The organism is gamma proteobacterium symbiont of Axiagastus rosmarus (assembly GCF_059730925.1).
In genome coordinates this window covers 3,076,822-3,102,709 of record NZ_AP035925.1, presented here as the reverse complement: position 1 = coordinate 3,102,709, position 25,888 = coordinate 3,076,822, and the positions used below count along the sequence as shown (strand labels likewise).

The window sequence follows — 25,888 nt, the reverse complement described above, 5'->3', positions numbered from 1 at the left end:
CCGCGCGGCAGACTACGGCGGAGGATGAGCCCGGATGTCATTACCCATCTATCTGATCGGCGCACGCGGTTGCGGTAAAACCACCATTGGCCAGGCGCTGTCGCAAGCGCTGGGCTATGCCTTTCGTGACACCGACCACCACCTGCAGCTCACCACACAGCGCAGCGTGGCAGAGATTGTGGCGACGGAAGGCTGGGACAGCTTTCGCGCGCGTGAAAGTGAATCGCTGCGGGCGGTTACCGCACCTGCCAGCGTAATCGCCACCGGCGGCGGCATGGTGCTGGCTGATGTCAATCGCCACTTCATGCGTGAGCACGGCCAGGTCATCTGGCTCAACGCGCCCTCGGGCGTGCTGGCCGATCGGCTGGAGCGCCAGCCAGAAGCGGCACAGCGTCCGACCCTGACCGGCCGGCCTATCGCGGAAGAGATGGAAGATATCCTGCGTGAACGCGCGCAGCTCTATCGTCAGGCTGCGCACCATGAAGTCAACGCGATGCAGGCACCGGAGCAGGTGGTGGAACATATTCTGCAATCGCTGTCTCTCGCCCGCGCCAGCTAACTGCCTAAGAATTCTCCCTCTTTTTTACAGCGATCCTCGATTGTCTATACTCAATAGCAGGCAGAGGATCACCGCTGTCTGTGTGGAAACCTGACATAAGAGGGAAAACGATGCCAACCAGACCACCCTATCCGCGAGAAGCGCGCATTGTTGCCGTTGAAAAAGGGCAGGCGGGCAATACCGTCACCTGGTATGAATTACGGGCTGACCATCCACGTCCGGATACCTTAATTAGCGAACATAAATCGGAAGCGGAAGCGCAGGATGCCAAAGACCGCTATGAAGATGTGGAAAAAGAATAATCCCGGTGGGCAGGGATGCCCGCTTTAGCGTAATTACGTCCGGTCGCTAAATAGATTTTTTATTTTCCCTGATGCGCTAATTACGGCGATAAAATCTGCCGTCTTTTCTGTTTAATCGCTTTCCTGCCTGATAACGTCTTTTTATTTTGCCTTTAGCCCTTATTTTCTGCTGCCTTAAATAGCCTGCGTTTTGTCCGGTGCAAAATTTGCGCTTGACCGATAAACCGTCGCGTTTTACTTTCGGGTTATCGATACAGGAACTCAGTTCCATATAGTGAAACCAGCGCCATGACCACACTCGAAAATGCCGCCGCCGTGCTTAAGCTGTTTCAGCGCTTTGGCGTGGCGCAGGGCCATCCCGGCCTGACCTTTACCGAGGTGGTGGAGGCGCTGGGGCTGCCGAAAAGTACCGTGTCGCGCCTGCTGGCGACCATGGAAAGTGAAGGCTTACTGGAGCGCGATCCCGACAGCCGCTGTTTTCAGATTGGCCGCGTGCTGTTGTCCGTTGCCGGGCACTATCTTTCGACACCGCTGATTGACAGCGCATCGGCGCCGATGGCGCGCCTGGCGGCCAGCAGCGGCTGCATGGGCTATATCTCAGTGCTGGACGGTGACGATGTGCTGGTGATGCGCATGTACCACGGTCGCTTCTTTACCCAGCTGGTGACGCCGCCGGGTACACGGGTGTCGGTTACCGGCACGTCGACCGGCCGCGTGCTGTTAGCGCAGCTGAGCGATGACGAGGTGCGCGCGCGCTTCAGCGATAACTGGCAAACCGCGTCGATCAATTCACCGCTGAACATCGATGCACTGTGCAAAGAGCTGGCATTGATTCGTCAGCAGGGCTGGGCACTGGCACGCAATGAAACGCTGCCTGGCATTAGCTCGCTTGCCGTAGCGGTAACCAATAAACACCGCGGTGAAAGTGCCGCATTGTGTCTCTCATTTCTTTCGCAGGAAGCGGCCCCGGGTTATCCGGAAGCGCTGCTCAGCGAATTGCGCGCAACGGCTGCACTGATGGCCGAAAAATACGGCGCAGCGTCCTGAATAAAACAGGACAACCCTAATTTGATTTCAAGGCGTAATACTTCGCGCCACACCGGGGAAATAGCAGGTCTTCGGACCTGCTTATTTCAATAATCAGGGAACGATGAATAAAACGTTGAGGTTCCGCGTGTCGGGCACAATGTCATTGCGCGTTTTCTACAGGGTGAAAATACGGGGATAATATGCGTCTGGATAATCCAATAAAAAATATTGGCGTGGGCCTGATGCTGGTTCTGCTGTCGGTTGCAGGAGCCATCATTGGGGTACAGCTGATCACAACTATTGGGGTAACGCCCAATACTTCTATTATCGGCGCGCTATTTGCCATGCTGCTGGCGCGCATTCCACTGCAGTGGTTTCGCCGCTACCGTTCGGTTGAAGTGCAAAACCTTGCACAGACCGCCATCTCTTCCGCCACCTTCGGCGCTGCCAACAGCCTGCTGATGCCGATTGCCGTGCCGTGGGCGCTGGGTGAGCCGCAGCTGGTGCTGCCGCTGTTTGTCGGCGTCAGCGCGGCCATGCTGCTGGATGCGTGGCTGTTGTATCGTCTGTTTGATACGCGCGTGTTCCCGGCCAGCAATGCATGGCCACCGGGCGTGGCAGCGGCAGAAGCGATTAAAGCCGGTGATAAGGGCGGTCGCCAGGCGTGGCTGCTGGTGGCTGGAATCGTGGGTGGCGTCGCGGGCTCAATGCTGAAAATCCCGATGTCCGCCTTTGGTACGGCATTCATTGGCAATATCTGGGCGCTGACCATGCTCGGCATCGGCTTCCTGCTGCGTGCCTATGCGCAACCGGTTGCCGGTATCGATATTAACGCGCTGTACATTCCGCACGGCGTCATGGTCGGAGCCGGTCTGGTGGCGCTGATTCAGGTGGTGCAGGTGATTCGCAGTCGCCGTCACGACAACCTCAACGTTAGCCGCAGCGACACCGAAGTTAAACGCGCGCTCGGCCTGGGGACTGTCGGCTATATCGTAATCTCGGCACTGCTGGCGCTGGGCGGCGGCCTGTGGAGCGAAATGGGCCTGCCGATGCTGCTGCTGTTCATTATCTACGCGGCCTTTGCGGCCTTCGTGCATGAGCTGATTGTCGGCATCGCCGCCATGCACTCGGGCTGGTTCCCGGCCTTCGCGGTAGCGCTGATCACCCTGATCCTCGGCATTCTGCTCGGCTTTCCGCCGCTGGCGCTGTGCCTGCTGTGCGGCTTCACCGCGGCCACCGGTCCGGCCTTCGCCGATATGGGCTATGACCTGAAGGCCGGCTTTATTCTGCGCGGTAACGGGGCCGATGTGCAGCAGGAGCTGTGGGGCCGCCGCATCCAGCTGATCGCCGCGATGATCGCTTTCGTCATCGCAATCCCGGTGGTGTGGTATGCGCATAATCTATTCTTTGTCGACAACCTGCTGCCGCCGGTGGCGCGCGTTTACGCCAAAACCATTCAGGCCGGCGCGGAGCCGGGCATTGCCGGCAGCCTGCTGATGTGGGCGATTCCGGGAGCGATTATTCAGCTGATCGGCGGGCCTAAGCGCCAGCTCGGCGTGCTGTTAGCCACCGGTCTGTTAATCAACAACGCCGCCGCAGGCTGGGCGGTGCTGGTCGGGATTGCGTTGCGTGTCCTGATCCTGCGCGTGTGGGGCGAGCGTGGACGTTCACCGATGGAGGTTATGGCCGCTGGATTCATTGCGGGCGACGCGCTGTACAGCTTCTTCCACTCACTTTTTGCCAGTAGCAGTAAGAAATAATCCAGGGATTTAGCGATGAGTTTACAGCAGACACTACAGGTTTTTGAGTTACTCGACAGCGCCTGCGTAGATGGCCAGCAGGTGGTCGATCTGTTTGCCGCCTATCCTGGCGTGCAAGCCAGCTTTAAGCGCGTCAGTGGGCCAAAAGGGCGCACCGATTTTGTGCGCATCGACATTCCTGGCGCCCAGGGCAAAAGCCGGGGCGGCAGTGCGCCGACGCTGGGGATCATTGGCCGTCTCGGCGGCATCGGTGCGCGCCCGACGCGCATCGGCATGGTGTCCGACGCCGACGGTGCGGTCGCTGCAGTGAGCAGCGCGCTGAAGCTGGCACAGATGCAGACCAAAGGCGACGTGCTGGCCGGCGACGTGATCGTGACCACCCATATTTGTCCGGATGCGCCGACCCGGCCGCACGAGCCGGTGGACTTCATGGATTCGCCCTGCGACGACATCATCATGAATGACAACGAAGTGGTTGCGGGCGTCGACGCGATTCTCTCTATCGATACCACTAAAGGAAACCGCATCCTCAACCATAAGGGCTATGCGCTGTCTCCCACGGTGAAAGAGGGCTACATCCTGCGCGTGTCGGAAGATTTGCTGCGCATCATGGAGATGACCAGCGGTCAGCCTGCGGTGACGTTCCCGATCACTACACAGGACATCACCCCTTACGGCAACGGCGTGTATCACCTCAACAGCATCCTGCAACCGTCCACCGCCACCGATGTGCCAGTGGTGGGCGTCGCGATTTGTGCGCAATCCGTGGTGCCTGGCTGCGGCACCGGCGCCAGCCATGAAGTGGACATCGCGGCGACCGTGCGCTTTGCGGTGGAAGTGGCCAAAGAGTTTGGCCGTGAGACCTGCCAGTTTTATGACCCGCAGGAGTACGCGCTGCTGCTATCTTTGTATGGTAGCCTCAGCCACCTGCGCAGCCGGAAAGCCTGATGATGAAACCGTCGCTTGTAACCTTAACCATTGGCCAGTCACCGCGTAGCGATATTTTGCCGCTGCTGCAGGAGCATTTGCCCGCCGACGCCGTCGCGCATGCCGGTCTGCTGGATGGCCTGACGCTGGCCGAAGTGGAGCAGTTATACGCTCCCGCGCCGGGCGATAAAGTGCTGGTTTCGCGCATGAGCAGCGGCGAACAGGTACGGCTGGCGGCGGCCACCGTCGAACAGGGACTGCAGCGTAAAATTACCGCGCTGGAGCAGCAGGGTTACGACACCATTCTGCTGCTGTGTACCGGTGAGTTCGGCACGCTAAAAACCACGTCGGCGCTGCTGCTGGAGCCGGATCGCATCATTCCGCCGCTGGTCAGCGCCATCGTACAGGCGCACAAAATCGGCATCGTGGTGCCGGTTGAGGAGCAGATCGCTGAGCAGGCCAGCAAATGGCGTAACCTGCAAAGCTCGCCCTGTTTTGCCGTCGCCAGCCCGTACCTGGCGCAGCAGAGCGAACTGATGGAAGCCGGACTGACCCTGCAGGAGCAGGGCGCTGATGTGGTGGTGCTCGACTGTATCGGTTATCACCAGAAACACCGCGATTTCCTGCAGAACATGCTGGGCATTCCGGTGCTGCTGTCGAATGTGCTGGTGGCGAAACTGGCGGCTGAACTGATCGTCTGATCGAGGCCGATCACAACTTGCGACGGGCGGCGCTAATTCGCGTGACAGATCAGCGAGTTCCCTTGTAATCTGCCGGTAACCCTAATGTGCTGTGAGGAAGTAACATGCTCAACGTAAGTGAGTATTTCGACGGAAAAGTGAAATCCATTGGTTTCGACAGCGTGACCATTGGCCGGGCCAGCGTTGGCGTGATGGCGGAAGGCGAATACACCTTTGGTACCGGCCAGCCGGAAGAGATGACGGTAGTGAGCGGCGCGCTGAAAGTGCTGCTCCCGGGCGAAGCCGAGTGGAAATGGTACGAAGCCGGATCGGTATTTAACGTGCCGGGCCACAGCGAATTCCATCTGCAGGTGGCAGAGCCAACGTCTTACCTGTGCCGCTATCTTTAAGCGTTAAAGCAGCATCCATTATCAACCGGTAATGCCTGTGCGGCGTTACCGGTTTTTTTATGCGCCAGCATGAGGTGTGTGGCCTGCGGTCAGCATAAATGCTGACCCTACAGGTATGAATCAGAATATTTGCAGGGGCGCCATTCATGGCGACCGTTAAACACACCCGTACTATCCTTCCAGCTTGCGATGTCCGCTTAACGCTGCGCTTCGCCGCCTAACGCTTCCACCAGATTGCTGATCAATGCCGCCAGCTCGCTGGTCATCAGAATGAAATCGGCATCAAAACGCTGGGCGAAATCATCGCGATCGATATCGTCATTCTGCTCGCGCAGCGTGTCGCTGAACTTCAGACGCTTCACCGACGCATCATCGGCGATCACCAGCTGAATACGCTCCTGCCAGTCGAGCGCCAGTTTGGTGACCACTTTACCGGCTTCGATGTGGGTGGCGATCTCGTCGGAAACCAGATCCTGCTTTTTACAGCGGATCACGCCGCCATCTTCCAGTATCGCCTTCAGCTCAGCCTCGTCCATCAGGGTGAAACCCGCCGGCAATTCACCGGAGCGCACCCATTCGGTCAGCGTCAGCTCGATCGGATTTTCCAGCGTCAGTGGCACCACCGGTAGCGAGCCGAGGCTCTTACGCAGTAACGCCAGCGTATCTTCCGCTTTCTTCGCGCTGGCGCAGTCGACGATGATCAGATTATTGACGGTGTCGATCCACATAAAGGTCTGACTGAAACGGCTGAAGGCGCGCGGCAGCAGGCTGTGCAGCACTTCATCTTTCAGCGAATCCTTTTCGGTCTTTTTCAGCTTGCGGCTTTGTTCCGCTTCCAGCTTCTCAATTTTGGCTTCCAGCGCCTGCTTCACCACCGGCGACGGCAGAATTTTCTGCTCGGTGCGGGCGCAGATCACTATCTGACCGTTAATCACATGCGTCAGCGCTTCGCTGCGGTTGCCCATCGGCGAGACCCAGCCGGTTTTGGCCATGTCCTGGCTGCCGCACGGCGTGAAGGTGAAGGCGTCGAGCTGTTTTTCCAGATCGTCTGCGGACAGCGGGATGTCCCGATTCAGACGATAAACCATCATATTTTTAAACCACAACATCAGGATTCCTTACCGTGGGTGCGATCGGGCGCACAAGTCTAAAACAGTCAGCGCGCATGATAGCGAAACATCGGAGTGGTTTCATTGCCTTTCCCGATTCAGCCTTCTACTGTATCTGTCACCTGAACGAATAATGAGGAATAAATCGTGCGTATTGGTATTGATTTAGGCGGCACCAAGATTGAAGTGATTGCGCTGTCTGACCAGGGCGAGGAGCTGTTTCGCCACCGCGTGAATACCCCGCGTGACGACTACACCGCCACGGTGCAGGCGATTGTCGATTTAGTCCTGCTGGCGGAAGCGCAGACCGGGCAGCAGGGAACCGTCGGCATCGGCATTCCCGGCACGATTTCTCCTTATACCCAGCGGGTAAAAAATGCTAACTCGACGTGGCTCAACGGCCAGCCGCTGGACAAAGATTTGGCGCGTGCGCTGAATCGTGACGTGCGCATCGCCAACGACGCGAATTGCCTGGCAGTTTCCGAAGCGGTGGATGGCGCAGGCGCAGGCCAGCCGCTGGTGTTTGCGGTGATCATTGGCACCGGTTCGGGCGCAGGCGTGGCCATCAACGGCGAATCACGCATTGGCGGTAACGGTAACGCAGGTGAGTGGGGGCACAATCCGCTGCCGTGGATGGATGAAGACGAACTGCGCTATCGCGCGGAAGTGCCGTGCTACTGCGGGCTGCAGGGCTGTATTGAGACGTTTGTCTCCGGCACCGGCTTCGCCATTGATTATCAGCGTCTCAGCGGACAGGCGCTGAAGGGCGCGGAGATCATCCGGCTGATCGAACAGCAGGATCCGGTGGCCGAGCTGGCGATGAGCCGTTATGAAACGCGGCTGGCCAAATCGCTGGCGCAGGTGGTTAACCTGCTCGATCCGGATGTGATCGTGCTCGGCGGCGGCATGAGCAACAACGATCGGCTGTACCAGACGGTGCCGACGCTGATGAAACAGTGGGTGTTTGGCCGCGAGTGCGAAACGCCGGTGCTGAAAGCGGTGCACGGTGACTCCAGCGGCGTGCGTGGTGCCGCCTGGCTGTGGCCGGTGAAAGGGTAGCGTAACGACGCTTTATGCGTGCTTAACCCCTCTTCCAGCGGAAGAGGGGGCCGAAGCGGGTCAGTTTTGGCTTAACTGACCGGCGTGACACACGATATCGTGCGCATGCAGCACGGCTGGCCGGTTTTCATTCAGTCGGATGGCGGCATAAATATCGATATGCAGATTTTGCGCTTCATCGTCAGCCAGTGCGCGATAACACAACCCTTCCTGATGAAAGGTACATTTCGACTGCGGCATCAGGGCAAAGCCTTTTCCTCTGGCAATGTGTGTCAGCATAACCAGTGAATCATCCGGCTCTTTAACTCTTTTAAGCGGGGTGTGGAGCTGTGAAAACAAGCGTTCACATTTATCGTAGAACGACGGATTGGCGCTTCTGGCAAACCAGAACAGCGGTAAATCACCGATCGCTTCCAGCGAGACTTTTTCTTTCAGGCTGGCCGGATGTCTGGCCGGCATTGCTACCAGCAAAGGCTCACGACCGATCCACTGGTACTGAACGGTATCTTCGTGGCCGGTTGCCCTTTCGCCCGTCAGTACCAGGTCCAAGCGGTTTTTTGCCAGACACTGCAGCAACTGCGCAGACGTAAGATCGGGCGTTTCCACATCGTCGGCGGCGTCCAGTTTCAGCAGTTGCTGGTGAATGGGCGCAATCAGTGCAAAATTCAGCGTGCGGGTGAGGCCGATACGCAGGCGCTTTTCTGAAGAAAGCGAGCCTGGCTTGAGTTCATTCAGCGCCTGAAGGATCTTCTCCGCTTTGATTACCAGCGCCCGGCCAGCGTCCGTCAGACTGACGTCATGGGTGCTGCGGCTAAACAACGGCTGCTCCAGCACGGCTTCAAGGCGCTTAATCTGTCGGGTTAGCGGAGGCTGAGTCATTCTGAGCCGTTCGGCGGCCCGGCGAAAGTTCAGCTCGTGCGCAACCGCAAGAAAGCATTGAAGCTGTTTCACGCTGGGGAGATGGTTGCTGATAAGGTGCTCTGCCGTCGCCATAGAGTCCATCCGGGTAATCAAAGACGTTATTCTACCCCGCGAAAGATCAGCAGGATATGGGGTTAATCGGTCTGGTCGCGCAGCAGGCTGGCGGCGCGACGTCAGAAAAAATAACCGGGCGTTACCCGGTTATGGCTTCAGGCATTAATGCTTTTCATCCCTTCCTGAGAATAGCGCTCGCCCCTGATCTCAATGTGCTGATGAATAGCGTTCAGTAAGGCGATATCTGCCTGCTCCAGCACGATATCGGCGGCCTGCGCATTTTCCGCCAGATAACGGGTCTGTTTCGTCCCCGGAATGGGGATCAGCTTGTCGTACTGCGCCAGCAGCCAGGCCAGCGCAATCTGCCCTGGCGTGCAGCTGTACTTTTCAGCGAGCGGGTGCACCGCGTCAAGAAGCTGGGCGTTATGGTCGAGGCTGGATTGACTAAAGCGCGCATTATTTTTGCGGAAATCACCCTCAGCGAAGTCGCTGTTATGACGATACTTTCCGGTCAGAAACCCTCTGCCCAGCGGAGAGTAGGGAACTAAACCTATACCCAGCTCTTTCACCACAGGCAGAATCTCAGCTTCGATATCGCGCGTCCACAGTGAATATTCGGTTTGCAGGGCAGTGAGCGGGTGAATGGCATGGGCCCGGCGCAGAGTTGAAGCAGAAACTTCACACAGGCCAATGTGGTTGATCTTACCCGCTTTAACGAGGCGGCTCAGGCATTCCATGCTCTCTTCAATCGGCGTAACCTGGCTCACGCGGTGAAGATAGAACAGATCGATGCGCTCAACGCCAAGCCTTTTAAGCGATTCATTACAGCAGCGGGTGATGTAGTCAGGTTGGTTGTTAATCGTCCGGGCATAAGCCTGGTCCGCAGGGCGATCGATTCCGCACTTGGTGGCAATGTTAAACTGCTCACGCGTGGTGTTATCCAGACCGGCAAGAAAGTGGCCAATCAGCCGCTCATTATGGCCCCGCCCGTACATATCCGCGGTGTCGATAAACGTAATATTCAGGTCGATAAGCGCGTGTAACAGCTGCAGTGAAGCGGTGTCGTCTGTCTGGCCATAAAATTCGCTCAGTCCCATGGCACCATAGCCGATCGAACTGACAGCCAGGGTTTGCGATAAATGTCGGGTGTGCATAGTGGCTCCTTTTGTGGTTTTTTTGATTGTTGCACCCCGATTACGCGTAATGAATTGTCATTTTCGTCATGCAAAAAAGGTATCACAGCAGCAAGACCGGAGCGGTGCTGTGGTGGGATGGATTTATCGCGTGGGGCAGAAAGAGACGGGTACACAAAGGGCTCGGTGTACCCGCCTCCGTTGCCTGAAGGACAGGGGCAATGCGTTTCTTACTCGCCGACCAGCATGGAATCCTGCGGTGCGCGCTCGCGCTGGGCTTTGGTGGCGAGGAAGTAAAGGTAGCCGAGCACCATGATCGCCACAAACAATCCGCCGATTACCGGGTTGAACCACAGCATCGCCACCAGACACACCAGCGACAGCACCAGTGCGATGCCCGGTACCAGCGGATAGCCCGGCGCACGGAAGCTGCGCTCCAGATCCGGTGCGCTGCGGCGCAGCTTAAACAGGCTCAGCATACTCATCAGGTACATCACGATCGCGCCGAACACTGCCATGGTGATCATCGCCGCCGTCAGCGTCATGCCCTGCAAATTGATCAGTCCGTCGCTGTAAATGGCGGCGATACCGATGACACCGCCGGCGATGATGGCGCGGTGCGGCGTCTGGAAGCGCGACAGCTTCGCCAGGCTGGGCGGCAGATAGCCCGCGCGCGCCAGGGCAAAGAACTGACGTGAGTAGCCAAGGATGATGCCGTGGAAGCTGGCGACCAGGCCAAACAGGCCGATCCACACCAGCATATGCATCCAGTTAGAGTGCTCCCCGACGATCATCTTCATCGCCTGCGGCAGCGGATCGTTAATGTCCGATAGCTTGCGCCAGTCGCCCGCGCCGCCGGCCAGCAGCATCACGCCAATCGCCAGCACCACCAGGGTAAGAATGCCGCTGATATAGGCTTTCGGGATGGTGCGCTTCGGATCTTTGGCTTCTTCGGCCGCCATGGCCGCGCCTTCAATGGCGAGGAAAAACCAGATAGCGAACGGGATGGCGGCAAAGATGCCGGACAGCGCTGGCATGCCAAAATGATCGCTGCCAGCCCAGCCGTTGGCGGCGAAGTTAGCGACGCTGAAACCCGGCGATACCACGCCCATGAACACCAGCAGCTCCAGCACTGCCAGCACCGTCACCACCAGTTCGAACATCGCGGCCAGCTTCACGCCGAGAATATTCAGTGCCATAAACAATAAATAAGCCCCGACTGCCGCCGTTTTGGGGTTGAGATCGGGATACTGCACGTTGAGGTAGGCGCCAATCGCCATGGCGATGGCCGGCGGGGCGAACACAAACTCAATCAGCGTCGCCAGACCGGCAATCAGACCACCGGTTTCGCCAAATGCCCGACGGCTGTAAGCGAACGGCCCGCCAGCGTGCGGAATCGCCGTGGTCAGTTCGGTAAAGCTAAAAATAAAGCAGGTATAAAGCGTGGCGATCAGCGCGGTGGTGATCAGGAATCCCAGCGTCCCGGCCACGCCCCAGCCATAGCTCCAGCCGAAATACTCACCGGAAATCACCAGTCCAACCGCAATACCCCATAAATGCAGGGTGCCCAGCGTGGGTTTTAGTTTGCCTGTCATCTTCATCTCCCCGTCATGCTTGTTGTGCGGCGTTGGCACCGCGCTATTGTGGGTTTGCGCTACAGTGAAGGGATAATGCCGCTGCCCGGGACGGGAAAACTTGACGCCGGCGCAGTGAGTTTTGTCCTCTGCGGTCAACTCGCTGCCAGAAAAAGCGCGGGCTGTACGCTGCGGTCAACTTTTGCTGTTCTGCGGTCAGGCAGTCAGGACGACCTCATCCCATGCTGATAACACTGGTTTATAGAGACTGATGCTGGAGAGTGATGAATGAGCGCCAAACAAGCCGAATCCCTGACCGATGCCGAGATCACCCTGCTGGCGCAACGTGCGCTGGCCTGCTATCCCGCCGCGCTGCACGGTGAGCTGCAATTACTGTGCCGTTCGGAGAACGCCACCTTTTTGCTGCGTGCCGGCGGCAAACGCTACGCGCTGCGCCTGCACCGGCCGGATTACCACAGCAAAGCGGATATTCTCAGTGAACTGATGTGGCTTGATGCGCTGCGCGAGACCGGCATCATGGTGCCGCAGGCGATTCCGGCGCGCGACGGTGAAAGCGTGCTGACGCTGACGCTGGCGGACGGCAGCACGCGTCATGCGGTGCTGTTCCACTGGATTGACGGCGAGATGCCGACCACCGACGTCGATCCCAAAGCCTTTCAGCAGCTCGGTACCATCACCGCGCGCCTGCATCAGCACAGCCGCAGCTGGCAGAAACCCGAAGGTTTTCAGCGCATTATCTGGGATCATCACACCATGGTCAGCGAGCACAGCCACTGGGGGCGCTGGCAGGATGCGCCGCATCTCGATCCGGCCGATCACGGCATTATCGCAGCGGCGGTGGAGCGCGCCGGGCAGGCGCTGGCGGAATTTGGTAAAGAGCGCGATCGCTACGGCCTGATCCACGCCGATCTGCGTCTGACCAATCTGCTGCTGCACAAAGGCGAGACCCGGGTGATCGACTTTGACGACTGCGGCATGGGCTGGTATCTGCACGATCTGGCGGCCGCGATCAGTTTCGTCGAGCACCATCCGCGTGCGGCGGAGTGGGTGGATAACTGGATCCTCGGCTATGAACGCGTGGCGCACATCAGCGATGCTGAGATGGCGCTGGTGCCGACGCTGCTGATCCAGCGTCGTATCCAGATGACGGCGTGGATGGGCACGCACGCCGATACCGAGATGGCGCTCAGCCTCGGGCCGCACTGGGCCAGCCATTCGGTGCGGCTGTGCCGTCGCTATATTGAGAGCAGTCAGCTGCCGGTAGGCGCGTGACCTGCACCAGCAGAGGGCAGCGGCGTGCGCTGATGGCGTAATCTGGTGCCTGCGCATCAAGCGCGCCAGTCGTCACAGGCGCGCTGCCAGGCACGCGGATCGCCACCGGGAGCGCGCCAGTGGCGGCCAGGCGGTGCATTGCCTTGCACCGCGCGCCGCCGGGTGACGCTGGTATGAAAATTGCTGGATCCCTTCATTCTGTTATCCGCGCGATCCCTGAGAGGTTCCCATGCAATCACTCATCTCTGCTGCTGATGCCTTCAGCGCGTTTGCCACACCCGCCAGCAACCGTGGCGTTCTGGCCGCGGCGGCGACCGGTCTGAGCGCCTTCATTACGGATAAAGGCGGCGATGTCGATCGCATCTTTGGCATCAGCGGTATCGATTCTGAACTGCTGGCCAGCCCGACACTGAGCCTCGGGCTGGTGAACTATTGCCGCGTGATGGAAGAAGCGGCGCGCCACTCCGGCTTTGATAACTTCGGTTTGCATTACGGCAGGCAGTTCAAACCGCAGTCATTAGGGTTAATTGGCTACATCGGACTGTGCTCGCCGACGCTGGAGCAGGCGCTGCACAATGTGGTGAACGCGTTTCCCTGGCACCAGCACGATACGCTGACGCGGCTGGTGGACAAGGGCGACTGCTGGCGGCTCGATTATCAGGTGCGCCACGGGGCGATCCTGGCACGCCGTCAGGATGCGGAGCTGACGCTCGGCATGTTCCTCAACCTGATTCGCCACGTGGCGGGCAAAAACTGGGCACCGCGCGAGGTGCACTTTGAACATCCGCGTCCGGAGCAGTGGCACGAGCACTGCAAAGTGTTTGATGCGCCGGTCTGGTTCGATCAGCCGTTTAACTCACTGCTGATCGCGAAACGCGACCTGCAGCGCGCCATGCCGGAGCAGGATGCGATGCTGCTGATGGTGATGCAGGATGCCATTCGCCGCCTCAACAGCAGCGCCAGCGTGCAGAGCGTGGTCGAACAGGCGCGTTCACAGGTCAGCCTGACGCTCATTCAGGGCGAACCGGTACTGGAGGAGATCGCCGGCAAAATGGGGTTGTCGAGCTGGTCGTTGCAGCGACGCCTGCGCGAAGAGGGCATCAGCTTTAGCGCGCTGGTGGATAAGGTGCGCTGCGAAATGGCCACGCACTATCTGCAGCAAAGACAGCTGCCCATTTCGGAGATGGCGCTGCTGCTTGGCTATTCCGAGGTCAGCGCGTTTTCCCGCGCCTTCCGCCGCTGGTTCGGCATCAGCCCGCGCCAGTGGCGCCAGGATGGGCTGGTAAGTCAGGCCGGTGCGGCGCAAAGCCAAACCACGCTGGCTGGTCGCGCTGCGGCGGAGGCGGTAAGCCGCGCGACTGACCGATAAGTTGCCACGCACGCAAACACAGCGCTTCGTCGCCCTGGGTTTGCGTCACCGCGTAGCGCCCACTGTTCTGCCACTCCAGGCGCACCCAGCACTGCTGTCCGGCATAGCGCGCCGCATCGTGAAACTGCTTATTGAGCTGCTGCTGCAGTGCTTCACTCCAGTGGCAGGCGGCGCTGTCAGCATTGTCCTGCGGCTGGCACTGATTGGCCAGGCTGGGGGCCGGCGCGGACACCTGCTGGCAGGCGCCGAGCGCCACCATCATTACTAACCTACCTGATAGTCTCGCTAATCGATTAATTAAATTCATTAATAAGCCTGCATTTTCGCTAAAGATTCCTGGCGCTGCTGCCGACAGTCTACAGACCGCAGCAGGGAATGCTATGGCATTACTCTGACTGTCGGCATAACCAGAATTTGCCGCCTGGTGGCGGTGTTATCCCTTCCTTTATTCATGGACCAGAAATGCAGAAGAAATATGCCTTTGCGGCACTCTCCTTGTTAAGCGCCGCGCTACTGAGTGGCTGTGCCACCGAGTCGTCGCGCGCCATCGACGCACCTCAGGTTCGCGCCGCAAGCCAGCCGGCTTATCAGGGCGTGCGCAGCCCAATCGCGGTGGGACAGTTTGATAACCGTTCGTCATACATGAATGGGATTTTCTCCGACGGCGTTGATCGTCTGGGCAACCAATCCAAAACCATTCTGATTACGCATCTGCAGCAGACCAATCGCTTCAACGTGCTGGATCGCAGCAACCTGAAAGAGTTGCAGCAGGAAGCCGACTTCAAACACAGCCAGCAGAACATCAAGGGCGCTAACTACATCATCACCGGTGACATCACCGAGTTCGGGCGCAAAGAAGTGGGCGACCAGCAGCTGTGGGGCATCCTCGGACGCGGTAAAAGCCAGATCGCTTACGCCAAAGTGAACCTGAATGTGGTGGATGTGACCACTTCAGAAGTGGTGTACAGCGTGCAGGGCGCGGGTGAATACCAGCTGTCAGCGCGTGAGGTGATCGGCTTTGGCGGTACCGCCAGCTATGACTCTACCCTGAACGGCAAAGTGATGGATCTGGCGATCCGTGAAGCGGTCGACCACCTGGTGGATGGCATCAATAACGGCGCATGGCGCCCGGTGAAATAAGGATATTGACGATGAAATTACTGCAACTGAGCGCCGCGCTGATCGCGGCAGGCGTGCTGGCCGGCTGTGCGCCAAAAGGACCGGAGCCGATCTACTACTGGGGTGATTACCAGCAGCAGGTATACAGCTATTACCAGAAAGACAGCGATCCGCAGAAGCAGATTGATGCGCTGAATCTGGATATCGAAAAGGCCAAAGCGGTGAACAAGCCGGTAGCACCGGGTCTGCACGCCCAGCTGGGCCTGCTGTACGCCAAAAACGGCAATACGGATAAAGCTTTCAGCCAGTTCGCCCTTGAGAAGCAGCTGTTTCCGGAATCGGCCCCGTACATGGACTTTCTGATGAAGAAAAAAGGAGTGAACCAATGAAAAAACTGATTGCCGTGTGCGGCGTATTCGCGGCGCTGCTGCTGACCGGCTGTGCCCAGAATAAGAAACCGTATGATTACAGCGCCTTCCGTGCCAGTAAGCCTGCGTCTATTCTGGTGCTGCCTGCCGATAACCGTGCGCCGGATATCAACGCGTCGCATAGCTTCACCTCGCTGGTGACCCAGCCGCTGGCGGAAGCGGGTTACTACGTGTTCCCGGTGGCGGTGGTGGAAGAGACCTTCCAGCAGAACGGCCTGAGCAACGGGCATGAAATTCAGGCGGTGAGCACGAAGCGTTTGCATGACATCTTCAACGCAGACAGCGCACTGTACATTTCGATTACCGATTATGGCAGCAGCTATCTGGTGGTTGATTCGGTGACCACGGTCTCGGCCACTGCCCGTCTGGTCGATCTGCGCAGCGGTAAAGAGCTGTGGCAGGGCATGGCCACCGCCAATGATTCTGAGAACAGCAACAACAGCAACGGCGGCATCATTGGCATGCTGGTGTCGGCGGCGATCAAACAGATTGCCAGCAACGCGGGCGACAAAGCGCACACCATTGCTGGTGTCACCAGCGCGCGTCTGTTAGCGCAGAACGAGCAGGGTGGTCTGCTGGCCGGTCCGCGCTACAAAGCGCCGGTTACGCGTTAATCTCGCTGGCGCGGCGATCAGCTGATCGCCGCGCCACTTCACGCATCACTCGCCCGGCAGCTCCAGTTTACTGTAGCCGAGCCCGTTCATTTTACGCACCCGGATCTGCACCGGGATACGCTCTTTCATCGCTTCCACATGACTGATCACGCCGATGGTTTTCCCGCTGGCGTTGAGCGCATCGAGCGCATCCAGCGCGGTGTCCAGCGTTTCGGCATCCAGCGTGCCGAAGCCTTCGTCGAGAAACAGTGATTCAATGCGCGTTTTATGGCTGACCAAATCGGACAGCGCCAGCGCCAGCGCGAGGCTGACGAGGAAGCTCTCGCCGCCGGACAGCGTACGCGTGTCGCGCGTGGCATCGGCCTGCCAGGTATCCACCACTTCCAGCTCCAGCTCATCGCTGACGCGGCGCTGCAATAAATAGCGGCCGTGCAGGCGATCGAGCTGGCGGTTTGCCAGCCACACCAGATGATCGAGGGTTAAGCCCTGAGCAAAGCGGCGGAACTTGTCGCCTTTGGCCGACCCGATCAGATCGTTGAGGCGGCTCAGCTGTGCCAGTTCCGCTTCGTCAGCGGCGATCTGCGCCAGCAGCGTTTGCTGCTGCTGACGCTGCTGCGCATCGCTGTGCAACTGCTGCTGCGCTTCGCCCTGCTGGCGTGCATTGTCACGCAGCGCCACGCGCAGCTGCTCCAGCCGGGCGGCGATGGTACCAGCATCGGCATCGCTGAGCGCGGCCGGGCGCTGCTGCTGGTGATCGCTCAGCCGCTGCGCCAGTCTGGCATGCAGCGCGGCGTGCTGCTGATGCTGCTGCTCCAGCGTTTGCAGCCGCTGGCGCAGCGTCTGCACCTCATCTTCCGCCAGCAGCGCGGCGCGCAGGGCGCTTTCGTCAGCGAAATCACTGAGCAGCAATGCCTGCCGGAAGGCGCTTTCGGCGTCCGCTGTGCGCTGCGCCAGCGTCTGCTGCTGGCTGACAATCTGTTCATACTGACCTTTCAGGCCGTGCAGCTCGCTTTGCGCCTGCTGCCAGCGCTGCAGCTGTTGCGCCAGCTCCTGGTCATGCTGTTGCAGCGCGGCGTGCTGCTGCTGACGCGCGTCCGCCACGCGCCGGTCGCCAAACAGCTGCTGGCGCTGCTGCTGCTGGGCCTGCTGCTGCTGTTGCAGGTGGTTAAGGGCTTGCTCCAGGCTGGCGACCTGCTGCTGTTCACGCGCCAGAGTTTGCTGCAGGCTGCTGCCTTCCGTTTCGCTTTTCGCCAGCTGCGGCTGTAGCTCAGCAAGTAACCGCTCACTTTCCTGCCACTGCTGCCAGCGCTGCTGCAGCGTTTGCAGCCAGCCGGCGCGCTCGGGCGCTGCAGGCAGGCTTAGCTGATGGGCAGCCAACTGCTGTTCCAGCTGCTGCAATTGCTGCTGCCATGCCTGACGTTCAACGCTGACGCGCTGATCGAGCTCATCCCGCTGCTGCCGGGCGCTGGCAAGCTGCTGCTGTGCCAGCTGTTGCTGCTGCTGGTGTTGCTGCCAGCGCTGCTGCTGGTGCAGATGCGCGTCTTTGGCCTGCTGCAACGTGACGGCCGCCTGTTCACGCGCCTGCAACTGCTGCTGCTGGCGGGCTTCGAGCGCGTCCTGCTGCTGCAGCCAGGCGCTGAATTCTGCGTGCTGTTCAGCGCTGAAGGTAAGCGCCAGCTCACCGCACAGCGCCTGCCAGCGCTCGCGGGTGGCGGCGATCTGCTGGTCGAGATCGGCGATTTCCTGTTGCAGCGCCTGCTGTTGCTGCTGCGACAGTTTGAGCTGCTCGCCCCGCGCGGTGCCGGCTTCCCTGAGCTGCGCCACGTGCGTTTCCAGCGCCGCCTGCCGCTGCTGATTTTCGTCCGGCTGCAACTGCTGGTAGCGGTCGATGGCCGGATGCTGGCAGGAGCCGCACAGCGGGCAGGGCTGTTCCGGCTGCAGCCTGGCCCGCTCGTCGGCCAGCTGAATAATCGTGCGCTCCAGCTCGCACAGGCGACGCACATCCAGCAGCGTCTGATGCTCGCGCTTGTACTCCTCGCGCAACTGCTGCAACGCCAGCGCTTCCTGCTCAGCATGCTGCTGTAACTGCTGCAGTTTAAGCTGACGCTGCTGGCGCTGCGGCTGGAGCGTTTGCCACTGTGCCGCCAGCAGGCTGAGCTGCTGACGTACGCCGCGTTGCTGCTGATGCTGCGCCAGCGCCGTCCGCAGCGCCGGGCTGGCGATCTCCGCTTCCAGCGAAGTAAGCACCTGCTCCGCCTGCTGGCGCTGCTGCTGTGCCGCGGCTTCAGCCTGTTGCAGCGGCTGTGCCGCCTGTTCGCGCGCCTGCAGCGCCTGCTGCTGCTGTTCCAGCTGGCTTTGCAGTTGTTGCTGCTGCGCGCTGAGCTGCGTCAGCGTTTGCTCACGCTCTTCAAGCCGGGCGAGTTCGGCCTGCCAGCGCGCCAGTTCGCCGCCCCAGCGGGCAACAGCGGCTTCACTCAGGCGAAACGCCTGCTGCTGCGCCAGCTGCTGTTGTAAGCGTTCACTTGCCTGCTGATGCTGATCCAGCGCCTGCTGGCTGAGTAACAGGGTTTTTTGCTGTTCGCTCAGCAGCGCCTGCTGCTGCTCAAGCTGCTGTGCACGGCTGGCGATCTGCTGATCGAGCGGGATCACCTGTTCGCTCAGCAGCGTCTCCAGCTGTTGCTGTTCGGCCAGCGCGCGTTCACGTGCCTGCTGTGCGGCCTGATAGTGGCTTTCACCCTGCTGCAGCGCCGCTTGCGCCTGTTGCTGTTGCTGCTGTAACTGCTGCGCCTGCTGGTTCAGTGTCTGCTGGTCGCGCTGCAGCTGTTCGCGCTGCTGCAGTTTGTCGCGCAGCTTCTCCGCCGGTTCAGCACGCGCCAGCCGCTGGCGATCGCCTTCCGCCTGCTGCCAGGCCGTGGCGGCAGCCTGCAACGCCTGCTGCGCCTGCTGTTGCTCCGCGTTGAGCTGCTGCTGCTGCGTCAGCCACTGCTGCTGCTGCTGGGCCTGCGCCAGCTGCTCGCTCAGATCCTGTTCGGTGCGGGTCAGCTGCTCCAGCTGCTGCGCCAGTTCGGCGCGGCGGGCGTCGTCGAGCAACTGCACCGCACCGGCGCGGGCGCGCAGCGTGTCGAGTGCCGCGCGCGCCGTGCGCCAGCGCTCGTAGATCTGCATCGAGATGTGGCCGTAGATTTCGGTGCCGGTCAGCTCCTCCAGCAGCTCGGCGCGCTCGCCGGGTTTGGCATTGAGGAAGGCGGCAAACTGCCCCTGCGACAGCATCATAGAACGGGTGAAGCGGGCAAAATCGAGACCGGACAAGGTTTCGATGGCTTTGAGCTTGTCACCGACTTTATCGGCGACGATCTGGTTGTCCGCCACGCGCGCCAGTTCGACACGCGGCGCCTGCAGTTTACCTTCCGCCAGGCCGCGCGCGCGGTTCTGGCTCCAGAAGGCGCGCCAGGCTTCACCTTTGATCTCAAACTCCACTTCGGCGAGGCACTCAGCGGTGTCACGCGTCATCAGCTGATTTTCGCTCTGCGACAGGCCACCAAGGCGCGGCGTCTGGTGATAGAGCGCCAGACAGATGGCATCCAGCAGCGTGGTTTTACCCGCGCCGGTGGCGCCGGTGATGGCGAACAGCCCGTTGCTGGCAAACGGCTCGCGGCGGAAATCGATAAACCACTCGCCGCGCAGCGCGTTGAGGTTTTTAAAACGCAGCGTCAGAATTTTCATGCGCCCGGATCCTCCAGCGTCGCCAGCGTGCTGCGAAACAGCTGCGTTAACTGCGCGCGCTGTTCATCCTCCAGCTGATCCTCCAGCGCCAGCCGGCGGGCAAATACCTCTTCAACTTTCAGTTCGCTCAGGGTTTCGTTCTCCAGCCGCGCCAGGCTGCGCTGACGCTGATCGCGGCTGCGGCGCACCAGCAGCACCTCAACCGGCAGCGACTCGGTAAGCTGTTCGATGCGGCGCTGCAGGTCGCTCAGGTACTCCTGGGTAGTGATTTCAATATCCAGCCACACCGGCAGATCGCCTTCATAGGTGTGAAACGCGGTCAGCTGCTGTTCGATCTCCGCCATGGCGCCTTTTAACATCTGCATCGGCTGGAATGACGGAATAACCAGCGGTGTGATGGACTCCAGCCGGGTGCTAAATTCCAGCAGGAATACGCTTTTCTCACGCCCCAGCTCATCAAAACTGAGCGCAATCGGCGAACCGCTGTAGCGGATGTGATCGCTGTCGGCGATGCGCTGCGCACGATGGATGTGGCCCAGCGCAATGTAGTCGGCTGGCGGGAAGGCCTGCGCCGGAAAGGCGTCCAGCGTGCCGATGTAGATATCACGCACCGAATCGCTCTTGCTGACGCCCACGGTAGTGAGATGCCCGGTAGCGATGATCGGCAGCGCACTGCCCATGGCTTCGCGCTGCGCCACGGCGGCGGCATAACAGTGCTGATAGTGCTGCTCAATCGCCTGCAGCAGCGACAGCTGCTTATCGCGTCCGGACTGACCCGCCTGGCTGCGCAGGATGTCGCGCGGACGCAGATAGGGAATGGCGCACAGCAGCGCGCCCGGCGTGCCGTCGCGCTGTTGCAGCGTCAGCACCTGCTGCTCGCCGCCGGGCGTGGCGCTGGTAATGACGCGGGTATTGAGGCAGGCCAGCAGCTCGCGCGATTCATTCAGCGTGGCGACCGAATCATGGTTGCCGGCCAGCACAATCAGCTGGCAGCCGCTGGGCTGCAGCGCCACCACGAAACGGTTAAACAGTTCGCGCGCGTAGCTGGGCGGCGAACCGGTATCAAACAGGTCGCCAGCGACGATCAGCGCATCCACCTGATGCTGCACAATCGCGGCCAGCAGCCAGTCGAGGAATTGCTGGTGCTCGGCGGCGCGGCTTTTGCTGTAAAAGAACTGACCGAGATGCCAGTCAGCGGTGTGAATAATGCGCATGAATGCTCCGTGCCTGCTATCGCAAAGCGGCAGTATAACCGCTTAACAACGCAATGAAAAAAAAGCGAAACCGGTTGTCACAATTGCGCTTTTTATCTGATTATCATGAGGTGGGTTTTTCATAAAAGTGTCACAAAACTGACGCATAATGGCGCCGCAAACCCCCGTGACATGCTGTCACAATCGCAGGAGTAATAATGGCTAAGCGCATTTTGGTTGTGGAAGACGAAGCTCCCATCCGTGAAATGTTATGTTTCGTGCTGGAACAAAACGATTACCAGCCGATTGAGGCTGAGGACTATGACAGCGCGATTGGCAAGCTGATCGAACCCTGGCCCGATCTGATTCTGCTGGACTGGATGTTACCCGGCGGCAGCGGCATTCAGTTCATCAAACATTTAAAGCGTGAAGCCATGACGCGTGATATTCCGGTGATGATGCTGACGGCGCGCGGCGAAGAGGAAGATCGCGTGCGCGGGCTGGAAGTGGGCGCCGATGATTACATCACCAAGCCGTTCTCGCCCAAAGAGCTGATGGCGCGCATTAAAGCCGTGATGCGCCGTATCTCACCGATGGCGGTGGAAGAGGTGATTGAGATGCAGGGGCTGAGCCTCGATCCCTCCTCGCATCGCGTGATGTCCGAAACCACGCCGCTGGAAATGGGACCGACCGAATACAAACTGCTGCACTTCTTTATGACGCATCCGGAGCGCGTATACAGCCGCGAACAGCTGCTGAATCACGTGTGGGGCACTAACGTGTATGTGGAAGACCGCACCGTGGATGTGCATATCCGTCGTTTACGTAAAGCACTGGAAGTTTCCGGCCACGATCGCATGGTACAAACCGTTCGCGGAACAGGGTATCGTTTCTCTGCCCGCTACTAAACGGAGTCTTTTACCGTGCTGGAACGACTCTCCTGGAAGAGATTACTGACCGAGCTGGCGCTGGTGTGTCTGCCTGCGCTGGTGCTGGGTCTGCTGGTTGGCTATCTGCCGTGGTGGCTGTTACTGGCCGTGTGCGGCGTGCTGTTCTGGCACTTTAAAAATCTGATGCGGCTGTCGCACTGGCTGTGGATTGATCGTTCAATGACGCCGCCCACCGGGCGCGGCAGCTGGGAACCGCTGTTTTACGGCCTGTATCAAATGCAGTTGCGCAATCGCCGCCGCCGGCGCGAGCTGGGCAATCTGATCAAACGCTTTCGCAGCGGGGCCGAGTCGCTGCCGGACGCAGTGGTGCTCACCACCGAAGAGGGCACCATTTTCTGGTGTAACGGTCTGGCTCAGCAGCATCTCGGGCTGCGCTGGCCGGAAGATAATGGCCAGAATATCCTTAACCTGCTGCGCTACCCTGAATTCTCCCGCTATATCCGCCAGCGCGACTTCAACAAGCCGCTGACGCTGGTGCTGAATAATCAGCATCACATGGAGTTCCGCGTCATGCCTTACAGCGAAGGGCAGTGGCTGATGGTGGCGCGTGATGTCACCCAGATGCACCAGCTGGAAGGGGCGCGGCGTAACTTCTTCGCCAACGTCAGCCATGAACTGCGTACCCCGCTGACGGTGCTGCAGGGCTATCTGGAGATGATGGACGATGCCGGGATGAACGAGCGCACCCGCAGCAAGGCCCTCAGTACCATGCAGGAGCAGACGCGACGCATGGACAGCCTGGTGAAGCAGCTGCTGACGCTGTCACGCATCGAAGCGGCCCCCGCCATTGATCTGAAAGAGACGGTGGATGTGCCGACCATGCTGCTGCTGTTACAGCGCGAGGCGGAAACCCTCAGCCAGGGCCGGCACAGCATCCATTTCCACACCGATCCGCACCTGAAGGTGTTCGGCAATGATGAACAACTGCGCAGCGCGATTTCCAATCTGGTGTATAACGCAGTGAACCACACGCCGGATGGCACGCGCATCGACATCAGCTGGCTGCGCACCAAACAGGGCGCCGAATTTAAAGTGTGCGACAACGGGCCCGGCATCAGCGAGGAGCATCTGCCGCGCCTGACCGAACGCTTCTACCGCGTGGATAAAGCGCGCTCGCGCGCCACCGGCGGCAGCGGGCTGGGGCTGGCCATTGTTAAGCACGCGCTCGGCCACCACACCACGCGGCTGGAGATCAGCAGCGTGCCGCATCAGGAAACCTGCTTCCGCTTTGTGCTGCCACCGCGCTTGATTGTGGCGAACGGAATCCGCGAGAATGTGGCGCAGTAAACGCCACCGGACTCTGTGATGAAATCGCTGCTGCTCTCTCTTTTATTACTGTGCCCGCTGCTGGCGACGGCTCAGCAAAGCATGCTGACCGGCAACCTGAGCAGCGTCGGCTCGGACACGCTGGGCTATCTGATGACGCTGTGGGGCGAAGATTTCAGCCGTCAGTCTCCGGGCGTTAATGTGCAGGTGCAGGCGGCGGGATCGTCGACGGCGCCGACCGCGCTGGCCGCCGGGGCCGCTCAGCTTGGCGCCATGAGCCGTCCGATGCAGGTGGATGAGCGTCAGCTGTTTATCGCGCGCTATGGCTATGCACCGCTGGCGGTGCCGGTGGCGATGGATGCGCTGGTGGTGGTGGTTAATCAGGACAATCCGCTGTCGTCCATCAGTCAGCCGCAGCTGGATGCGCTGTTCTCCGTGACGCGGCTATGCGGCGCACAGCAGGTGCCACAGCGCTGGGGCGATGTTGGTCTGCATACGGCGAACTGGGCAACGCGCAGTATTCAGCGCTTTGGCCGTAACTCCGCTTCCGGCACCTGGGGCTTCTTCAAGCAGCAGGCGCTGTGTCGCGGCGATTTCCGCGCTGACGTCGCGGAGTTTCCCGGCTCGGCGGCGGTGGTGCAGGCGGTCGCCAGCACGCCGAACAGCATCGGCTACGCCAGTTTTGGCTTTCACCTGAGCGGCGTGAAAACCCTGCCAATCGTCACCGCCAGCGGCGACAGCGTTATGCCGGATGCCGAATCGATCCGCAGCGGCCGCTATCCGTGGTCGCGCCCGCTGTATATCTACGTTAACAAGGCGCCCGGCAAACCGCTGCCGCCGCTGGTCGCCGCCTTTCTGCAACAGGTGCTCTCTGCGCAGGGCCAGCGCCGCGTAACGGAGGCTGGCTACCTGCCGCTGTCCGACAGCCAGATCGCGCAGGCGCGCGCGGCGATTGCGCAAAACTAATTCACGCTGACCGATCATGAATTTTTTTCACGTCCCCTGAATTTTCTTCTATTGCCGCCGGCAGGGCGGCATGTCACTCTTATGGACATATAGCCATCCAGATGGCCAAAAATAACCATACGCAATTATACCCTGACGCAATTATGCGCCAGTGCAGGAGTGAATATGCAACGCAACACCGCCCCGTTCCGCGCCGATACCGTCGGCAGTTTTCTGCGTCCCGCTGCCATTAAGCAGGCACGCGAGCAGTTCGCCAGTGGCACCCTCAGCGCCGACCAGCTGCGTCAGGTAGAAGACGATGCGATTCGCCAGGTGGTGGAGCAGCAGCGCGCCAGCGGTCTGCAGGTGGTGACCGACGGTGAATTCCGCCGCGCCTGGTGGCACTTTGATTTCTTTGGCCATCTGCACGGCGTTGAGCTGTTTGAGGCCGATCAGGGCATTCAGTTCAACGGCGTGCAGACCAAAGCGCACGGCGTGAAGGTCACCGGCAAAGTCGCTTTTAACCCGCAGCATCCGATGCTGGACCATTTCCGCTTCCTGCAAAGCGTGGCTGGCGATGCGGTGGCGAAAATGACCATTCCCAGCCCGAGCGTGCTGCACTTCCGCGGCGGCCGTAAAGTGATTGATGCCACGGTGTATCCGGATCTGGAGCATTACTTCGCCGATCTGGCACAGACTTACAAAGAGGCGATCAAGGCGTTTTACGACGCTGGCTGCCGCTATCTGCAGCTGGATGACACCGTGTGGGCGTACCTGTGTTCAGGCGATCAGCAGCAGCAAATTCGCGAGCGCGGTGAAGATCCGCAACAGCTGGCGCACATTTATGCGCAGGTGCTGAATCGCGCGCTGGAAGATAAACCGGCGGATCTCACCGTCGGCCTGCACGTGTGCCGTGGTAACTTCCGCTCGACCTGGATCTCGGAAGGCGGCTACGAGCCGGTGGCGGAAATTCTGTTTGGCAGCGTGAACATCGACGCGTTTTTCCTCGAGTACGATAATGAGCGCTCCGGTGGCTTTGAGCCGCTGCGTTTCATCAAACCGGGTCATCAGCAGGTGGTATTAGGGCTGATCACCACCAAAACCGGCGAGCTGGAAGACGCTGCACAGGTGAAGGCGCGCCTGCAGGAAGCGGCGCAGTTTGTCAGCCTCGACCAGATTTGCCTCAGTCCGCAGTGTGGCTTTGCGTCAACGGAAGAGGGCAACAGCCTGACCGAAGCGCAGCAGTGGCAGAAGATTCGTCTGGTTGTCGACATCGCACAACAGGTGTGGTGATGCTGTAAAGTTGTGCAAACAGGCGCGTAAAGCGCGCCTTTTGTGCATCCCTGCGGCGGTTTCTGCAAGGAGATCGCCCGCTTTGCAGAAACTTTAAGCAAATCATCTCAGGTGTTTTCCGACTATTTCCTGCTTATCCACTGCGTTCTGACGCTTTCCTGTTATATCCTTCTGGTTT

The 25,888-nt window shown here is 59.8% G+C and carries 25 protein-coding genes; 17 read left to right on the top strand and 8 right to left on the bottom strand.

Going from position 1 to position 25,888, the window contains the following annotated elements:
- Positions 1-34 precede the first annotated feature (34 nt).
- From aroL to ppnP, 7 genes are all read left to right on the top strand, one after another.
- Complete coding sequence (aroL, locus tag AC6I8F_RS14750) at positions 35-559, top strand: shikimate kinase AroL (RefSeq protein ID WP_021507230.1); 525 nt, start codon at positions 35-37, stop codon at positions 557-559.
- A 110-nt stretch (positions 560-669) separates the two neighbouring features.
- Positions 670-861, top strand: a complete 192-nt coding sequence (locus tag AC6I8F_RS14745; RefSeq protein WP_021507229.1) for a YaiA family protein — start codon at positions 670-672, stop codon at positions 859-861.
- A gap of 288 nt (positions 862-1,149) precedes the next feature.
- Positions 1,150-1,908, top strand: a complete 759-nt coding sequence (locus tag AC6I8F_RS14740; RefSeq protein WP_058757986.1) for an IclR family transcriptional regulator — start codon at positions 1,150-1,152, stop codon at positions 1,906-1,908.
- A 182-nt stretch (positions 1,909-2,090) separates the two neighbouring features.
- Positions 2,091-3,650 (top strand): OPT/YSL family transporter, encoded by a 1,560-nt coding sequence (locus tag AC6I8F_RS14735; protein ID WP_058775204.1) that lies wholly within the window; start codon positions 2,091-2,093, stop codon positions 3,648-3,650.
- 15 nt (positions 3,651-3,665) lie between these two features.
- A complete protein-coding gene (locus AC6I8F_RS14730; RefSeq protein ID WP_498028169.1) occupies positions 3,666-4,598 on the top strand; it encodes a DUF1177 domain-containing protein in 933 nt (310 codons plus the stop codon).
- Positions 4,599-4,600: 2 nt separating this feature from the next.
- Positions 4,601-5,278, top strand: coding sequence for an AroM family protein (locus tag AC6I8F_RS14725; RefSeq protein ID WP_058758052.1), 678 nt, complete (start codon positions 4,601-4,603; stop codon positions 5,276-5,278).
- Positions 5,279-5,382: 104 nt separating this feature from the next.
- Positions 5,383-5,667 carry a pyrimidine/purine nucleoside phosphorylase gene (gene ppnP, locus AC6I8F_RS14720; RefSeq protein ID WP_010616577.1) on the top strand — a complete coding sequence of 95 codons (285 nt, stop codon included), beginning with the start codon at positions 5,383-5,385 and terminating at the stop codon, positions 5,665-5,667.
- Positions 5,668-5,864: 197 nt separating this feature from the next.
- Here the strand turns inward: ppnP and rdgC are convergent, their stop codons facing one another.
- Positions 5,865-6,776 (bottom strand): recombination-associated protein RdgC, encoded by a 912-nt coding sequence (rdgC, locus tag AC6I8F_RS14715; RefSeq protein WP_021507129.1) that lies wholly within the window; start codon positions 6,774-6,776, stop codon positions 5,865-5,867.
- A gap of 147 nt (positions 6,777-6,923) precedes the next feature.
- Between rdgC and mak the strand changes: the two genes are divergently transcribed.
- Positions 6,924-7,835, top strand: coding sequence for a fructokinase (gene mak, locus AC6I8F_RS14710; protein ID WP_058781197.1), 912 nt, complete (start codon positions 6,924-6,926; stop codon positions 7,833-7,835).
- A 60-nt stretch (positions 7,836-7,895) separates the two neighbouring features.
- Here mak and AC6I8F_RS14705 read toward each other — a convergent pair whose 3' ends face one another.
- From AC6I8F_RS14705 to eat, 3 genes are all read right to left on the bottom strand, one after another.
- Positions 7,896-8,828, bottom strand: a complete 933-nt coding sequence (locus AC6I8F_RS14705) for a LysR family transcriptional regulator (RefSeq protein ID WP_338670464.1) — start codon at positions 8,826-8,828, stop codon at positions 7,896-7,898.
- A gap of 137 nt (positions 8,829-8,965) precedes the next feature.
- On the bottom strand, positions 8,966-9,964 hold the full coding sequence (locus AC6I8F_RS14700; protein WP_498028168.1) for an aldo/keto reductase: 999 nt from the start codon (positions 9,962-9,964) through the stop codon (positions 8,966-8,968).
- Between the two features lie 209 nt (positions 9,965-10,173).
- Positions 10,174-11,538: an ethanolamine permease gene (gene eat, locus AC6I8F_RS14695; protein WP_058758051.1), complete on the bottom strand. Its 1,365-nt coding sequence runs from the start codon at positions 11,536-11,538 to the stop codon at positions 10,174-10,176.
- Positions 11,539-11,805: 267 nt separating this feature from the next.
- On the opposite strand from eat, the gene AC6I8F_RS14690 reads away from it, so the two are divergent.
- Positions 11,806-12,810: a phosphotransferase enzyme family protein gene (locus tag AC6I8F_RS14690; protein WP_498028167.1), complete on the top strand. Its 1,005-nt coding sequence runs from the start codon at positions 11,806-11,808 to the stop codon at positions 12,808-12,810.
- 56 nt (positions 12,811-12,866) lie between these two features.
- On the opposite strand, the gene AC6I8F_RS14685 is transcribed toward AC6I8F_RS14690, so the two are convergent.
- Positions 12,867-13,007, bottom strand: a complete 141-nt coding sequence (locus AC6I8F_RS14685; protein WP_498028166.1) for a hypothetical protein — start codon at positions 13,005-13,007, stop codon at positions 12,867-12,869.
- 32 nt (positions 13,008-13,039) lie between these two features.
- On the opposite strand from AC6I8F_RS14685, the gene qhpR reads away from it, so the two are divergent.
- The gene (gene qhpR, locus AC6I8F_RS14680) at positions 13,040-14,179 is read left to right on the top strand and encodes an AraC-like transcriptional regulator QhpR (protein ID WP_152391307.1); all 1,140 of its coding nucleotides are present in this window, start codon (positions 13,040-13,042) and stop codon (positions 14,177-14,179) included.
- Here the strand turns inward: qhpR and AC6I8F_RS14675 are convergent.
- Complete coding sequence (locus AC6I8F_RS14675) at positions 14,061-14,441, bottom strand: cell envelope integrity TolA C-terminal domain-containing protein (protein WP_498028165.1); 381 nt, start codon at positions 14,439-14,441, stop codon at positions 14,061-14,063. The two genes, qhpR and AC6I8F_RS14675, sit on opposite strands and share 119 nt — an antisense overlap.
- Positions 14,442-14,641: 200 nt before the next feature.
- Between AC6I8F_RS14675 and AC6I8F_RS14670 the strand changes: the two genes are divergently transcribed.
- From AC6I8F_RS14670 to AC6I8F_RS14660, 3 genes are read left to right on the top strand one after another with little or no spacing between them, the layout of a single operon-like run.
- Positions 14,642-15,319, top strand: coding sequence for a CsgG/HfaB family protein (locus AC6I8F_RS14670; protein WP_021507138.1), 678 nt, complete (start codon positions 14,642-14,644; stop codon positions 15,317-15,319).
- A gap of 11 nt (positions 15,320-15,330) precedes the next feature.
- Positions 15,331-15,687: a DUF4810 domain-containing protein gene (locus AC6I8F_RS14665; protein ID WP_021507139.1), complete on the top strand. Its 357-nt coding sequence runs from the start codon at positions 15,331-15,333 to the stop codon at positions 15,685-15,687.
- Positions 15,684-16,340, top strand: a complete 657-nt coding sequence (locus AC6I8F_RS14660; protein WP_021507140.1) for a DUF799 domain-containing protein — start codon at positions 15,684-15,686, stop codon at positions 16,338-16,340. The genes AC6I8F_RS14665 and AC6I8F_RS14660 overlap by 4 nt, the downstream gene beginning before the upstream one ends.
- A gap of 45 nt (positions 16,341-16,385) precedes the next feature.
- Here AC6I8F_RS14660 and AC6I8F_RS14655 read toward each other — a convergent pair whose 3' ends face one another.
- Positions 16,386-20,063: an AAA family ATPase gene (locus tag AC6I8F_RS14655; RefSeq protein WP_498028164.1), complete on the bottom strand. Its 3,678-nt coding sequence runs from the start codon at positions 20,061-20,063 to the stop codon at positions 16,386-16,388.
- Entirely contained in the window at positions 20,060-21,277 is a 1,218-nt protein-coding gene (gene sbcD, locus AC6I8F_RS14650; RefSeq protein WP_498028163.1) for an exonuclease subunit SbcD, read from the bottom strand. Before sbcD ends, AC6I8F_RS14655 begins: the two co-directional genes overlap by 4 nt.
- Positions 21,278-21,474: 197 nt before the next feature.
- Here sbcD and phoB point away from each other — a divergent pair, with 197 nt between their 5' ends.
- The 4 genes from phoB to AC6I8F_RS14630 all read left to right on the top strand — a co-directional run bounded on the left by phoB (position 21,475) and on the right by AC6I8F_RS14630 (position 25,710).
- Positions 21,475-22,164: a phosphate response regulator transcription factor PhoB gene (gene phoB, locus AC6I8F_RS14645; protein ID WP_021507143.1), complete on the top strand. Its 690-nt coding sequence runs from the start codon at positions 21,475-21,477 to the stop codon at positions 22,162-22,164.
- Positions 22,165-22,179: 15 nt separating this feature from the next.
- Complete coding sequence (gene phoR / locus AC6I8F_RS14640) at positions 22,180-23,493, top strand: phosphate regulon sensor histidine kinase PhoR (protein ID WP_021507144.1); 1,314 nt, start codon at positions 22,180-22,182, stop codon at positions 23,491-23,493.
- A gap of 18 nt (positions 23,494-23,511) precedes the next feature.
- Positions 23,512-24,438 (top strand): PstS family phosphate ABC transporter substrate-binding protein, encoded by a 927-nt coding sequence (locus AC6I8F_RS14635; RefSeq protein ID WP_498028162.1) that lies wholly within the window; start codon positions 23,512-23,514, stop codon positions 24,436-24,438.
- Between the two features lie 165 nt (positions 24,439-24,603).
- The gene (locus tag AC6I8F_RS14630; RefSeq protein WP_498028161.1) at positions 24,604-25,710 is read left to right on the top strand and encodes a cobalamin-independent methionine synthase II family protein; all 1,107 of its coding nucleotides are present in this window, start codon (positions 24,604-24,606) and stop codon (positions 25,708-25,710) included.
- Positions 25,711-25,888 lie beyond the last annotated feature (178 nt).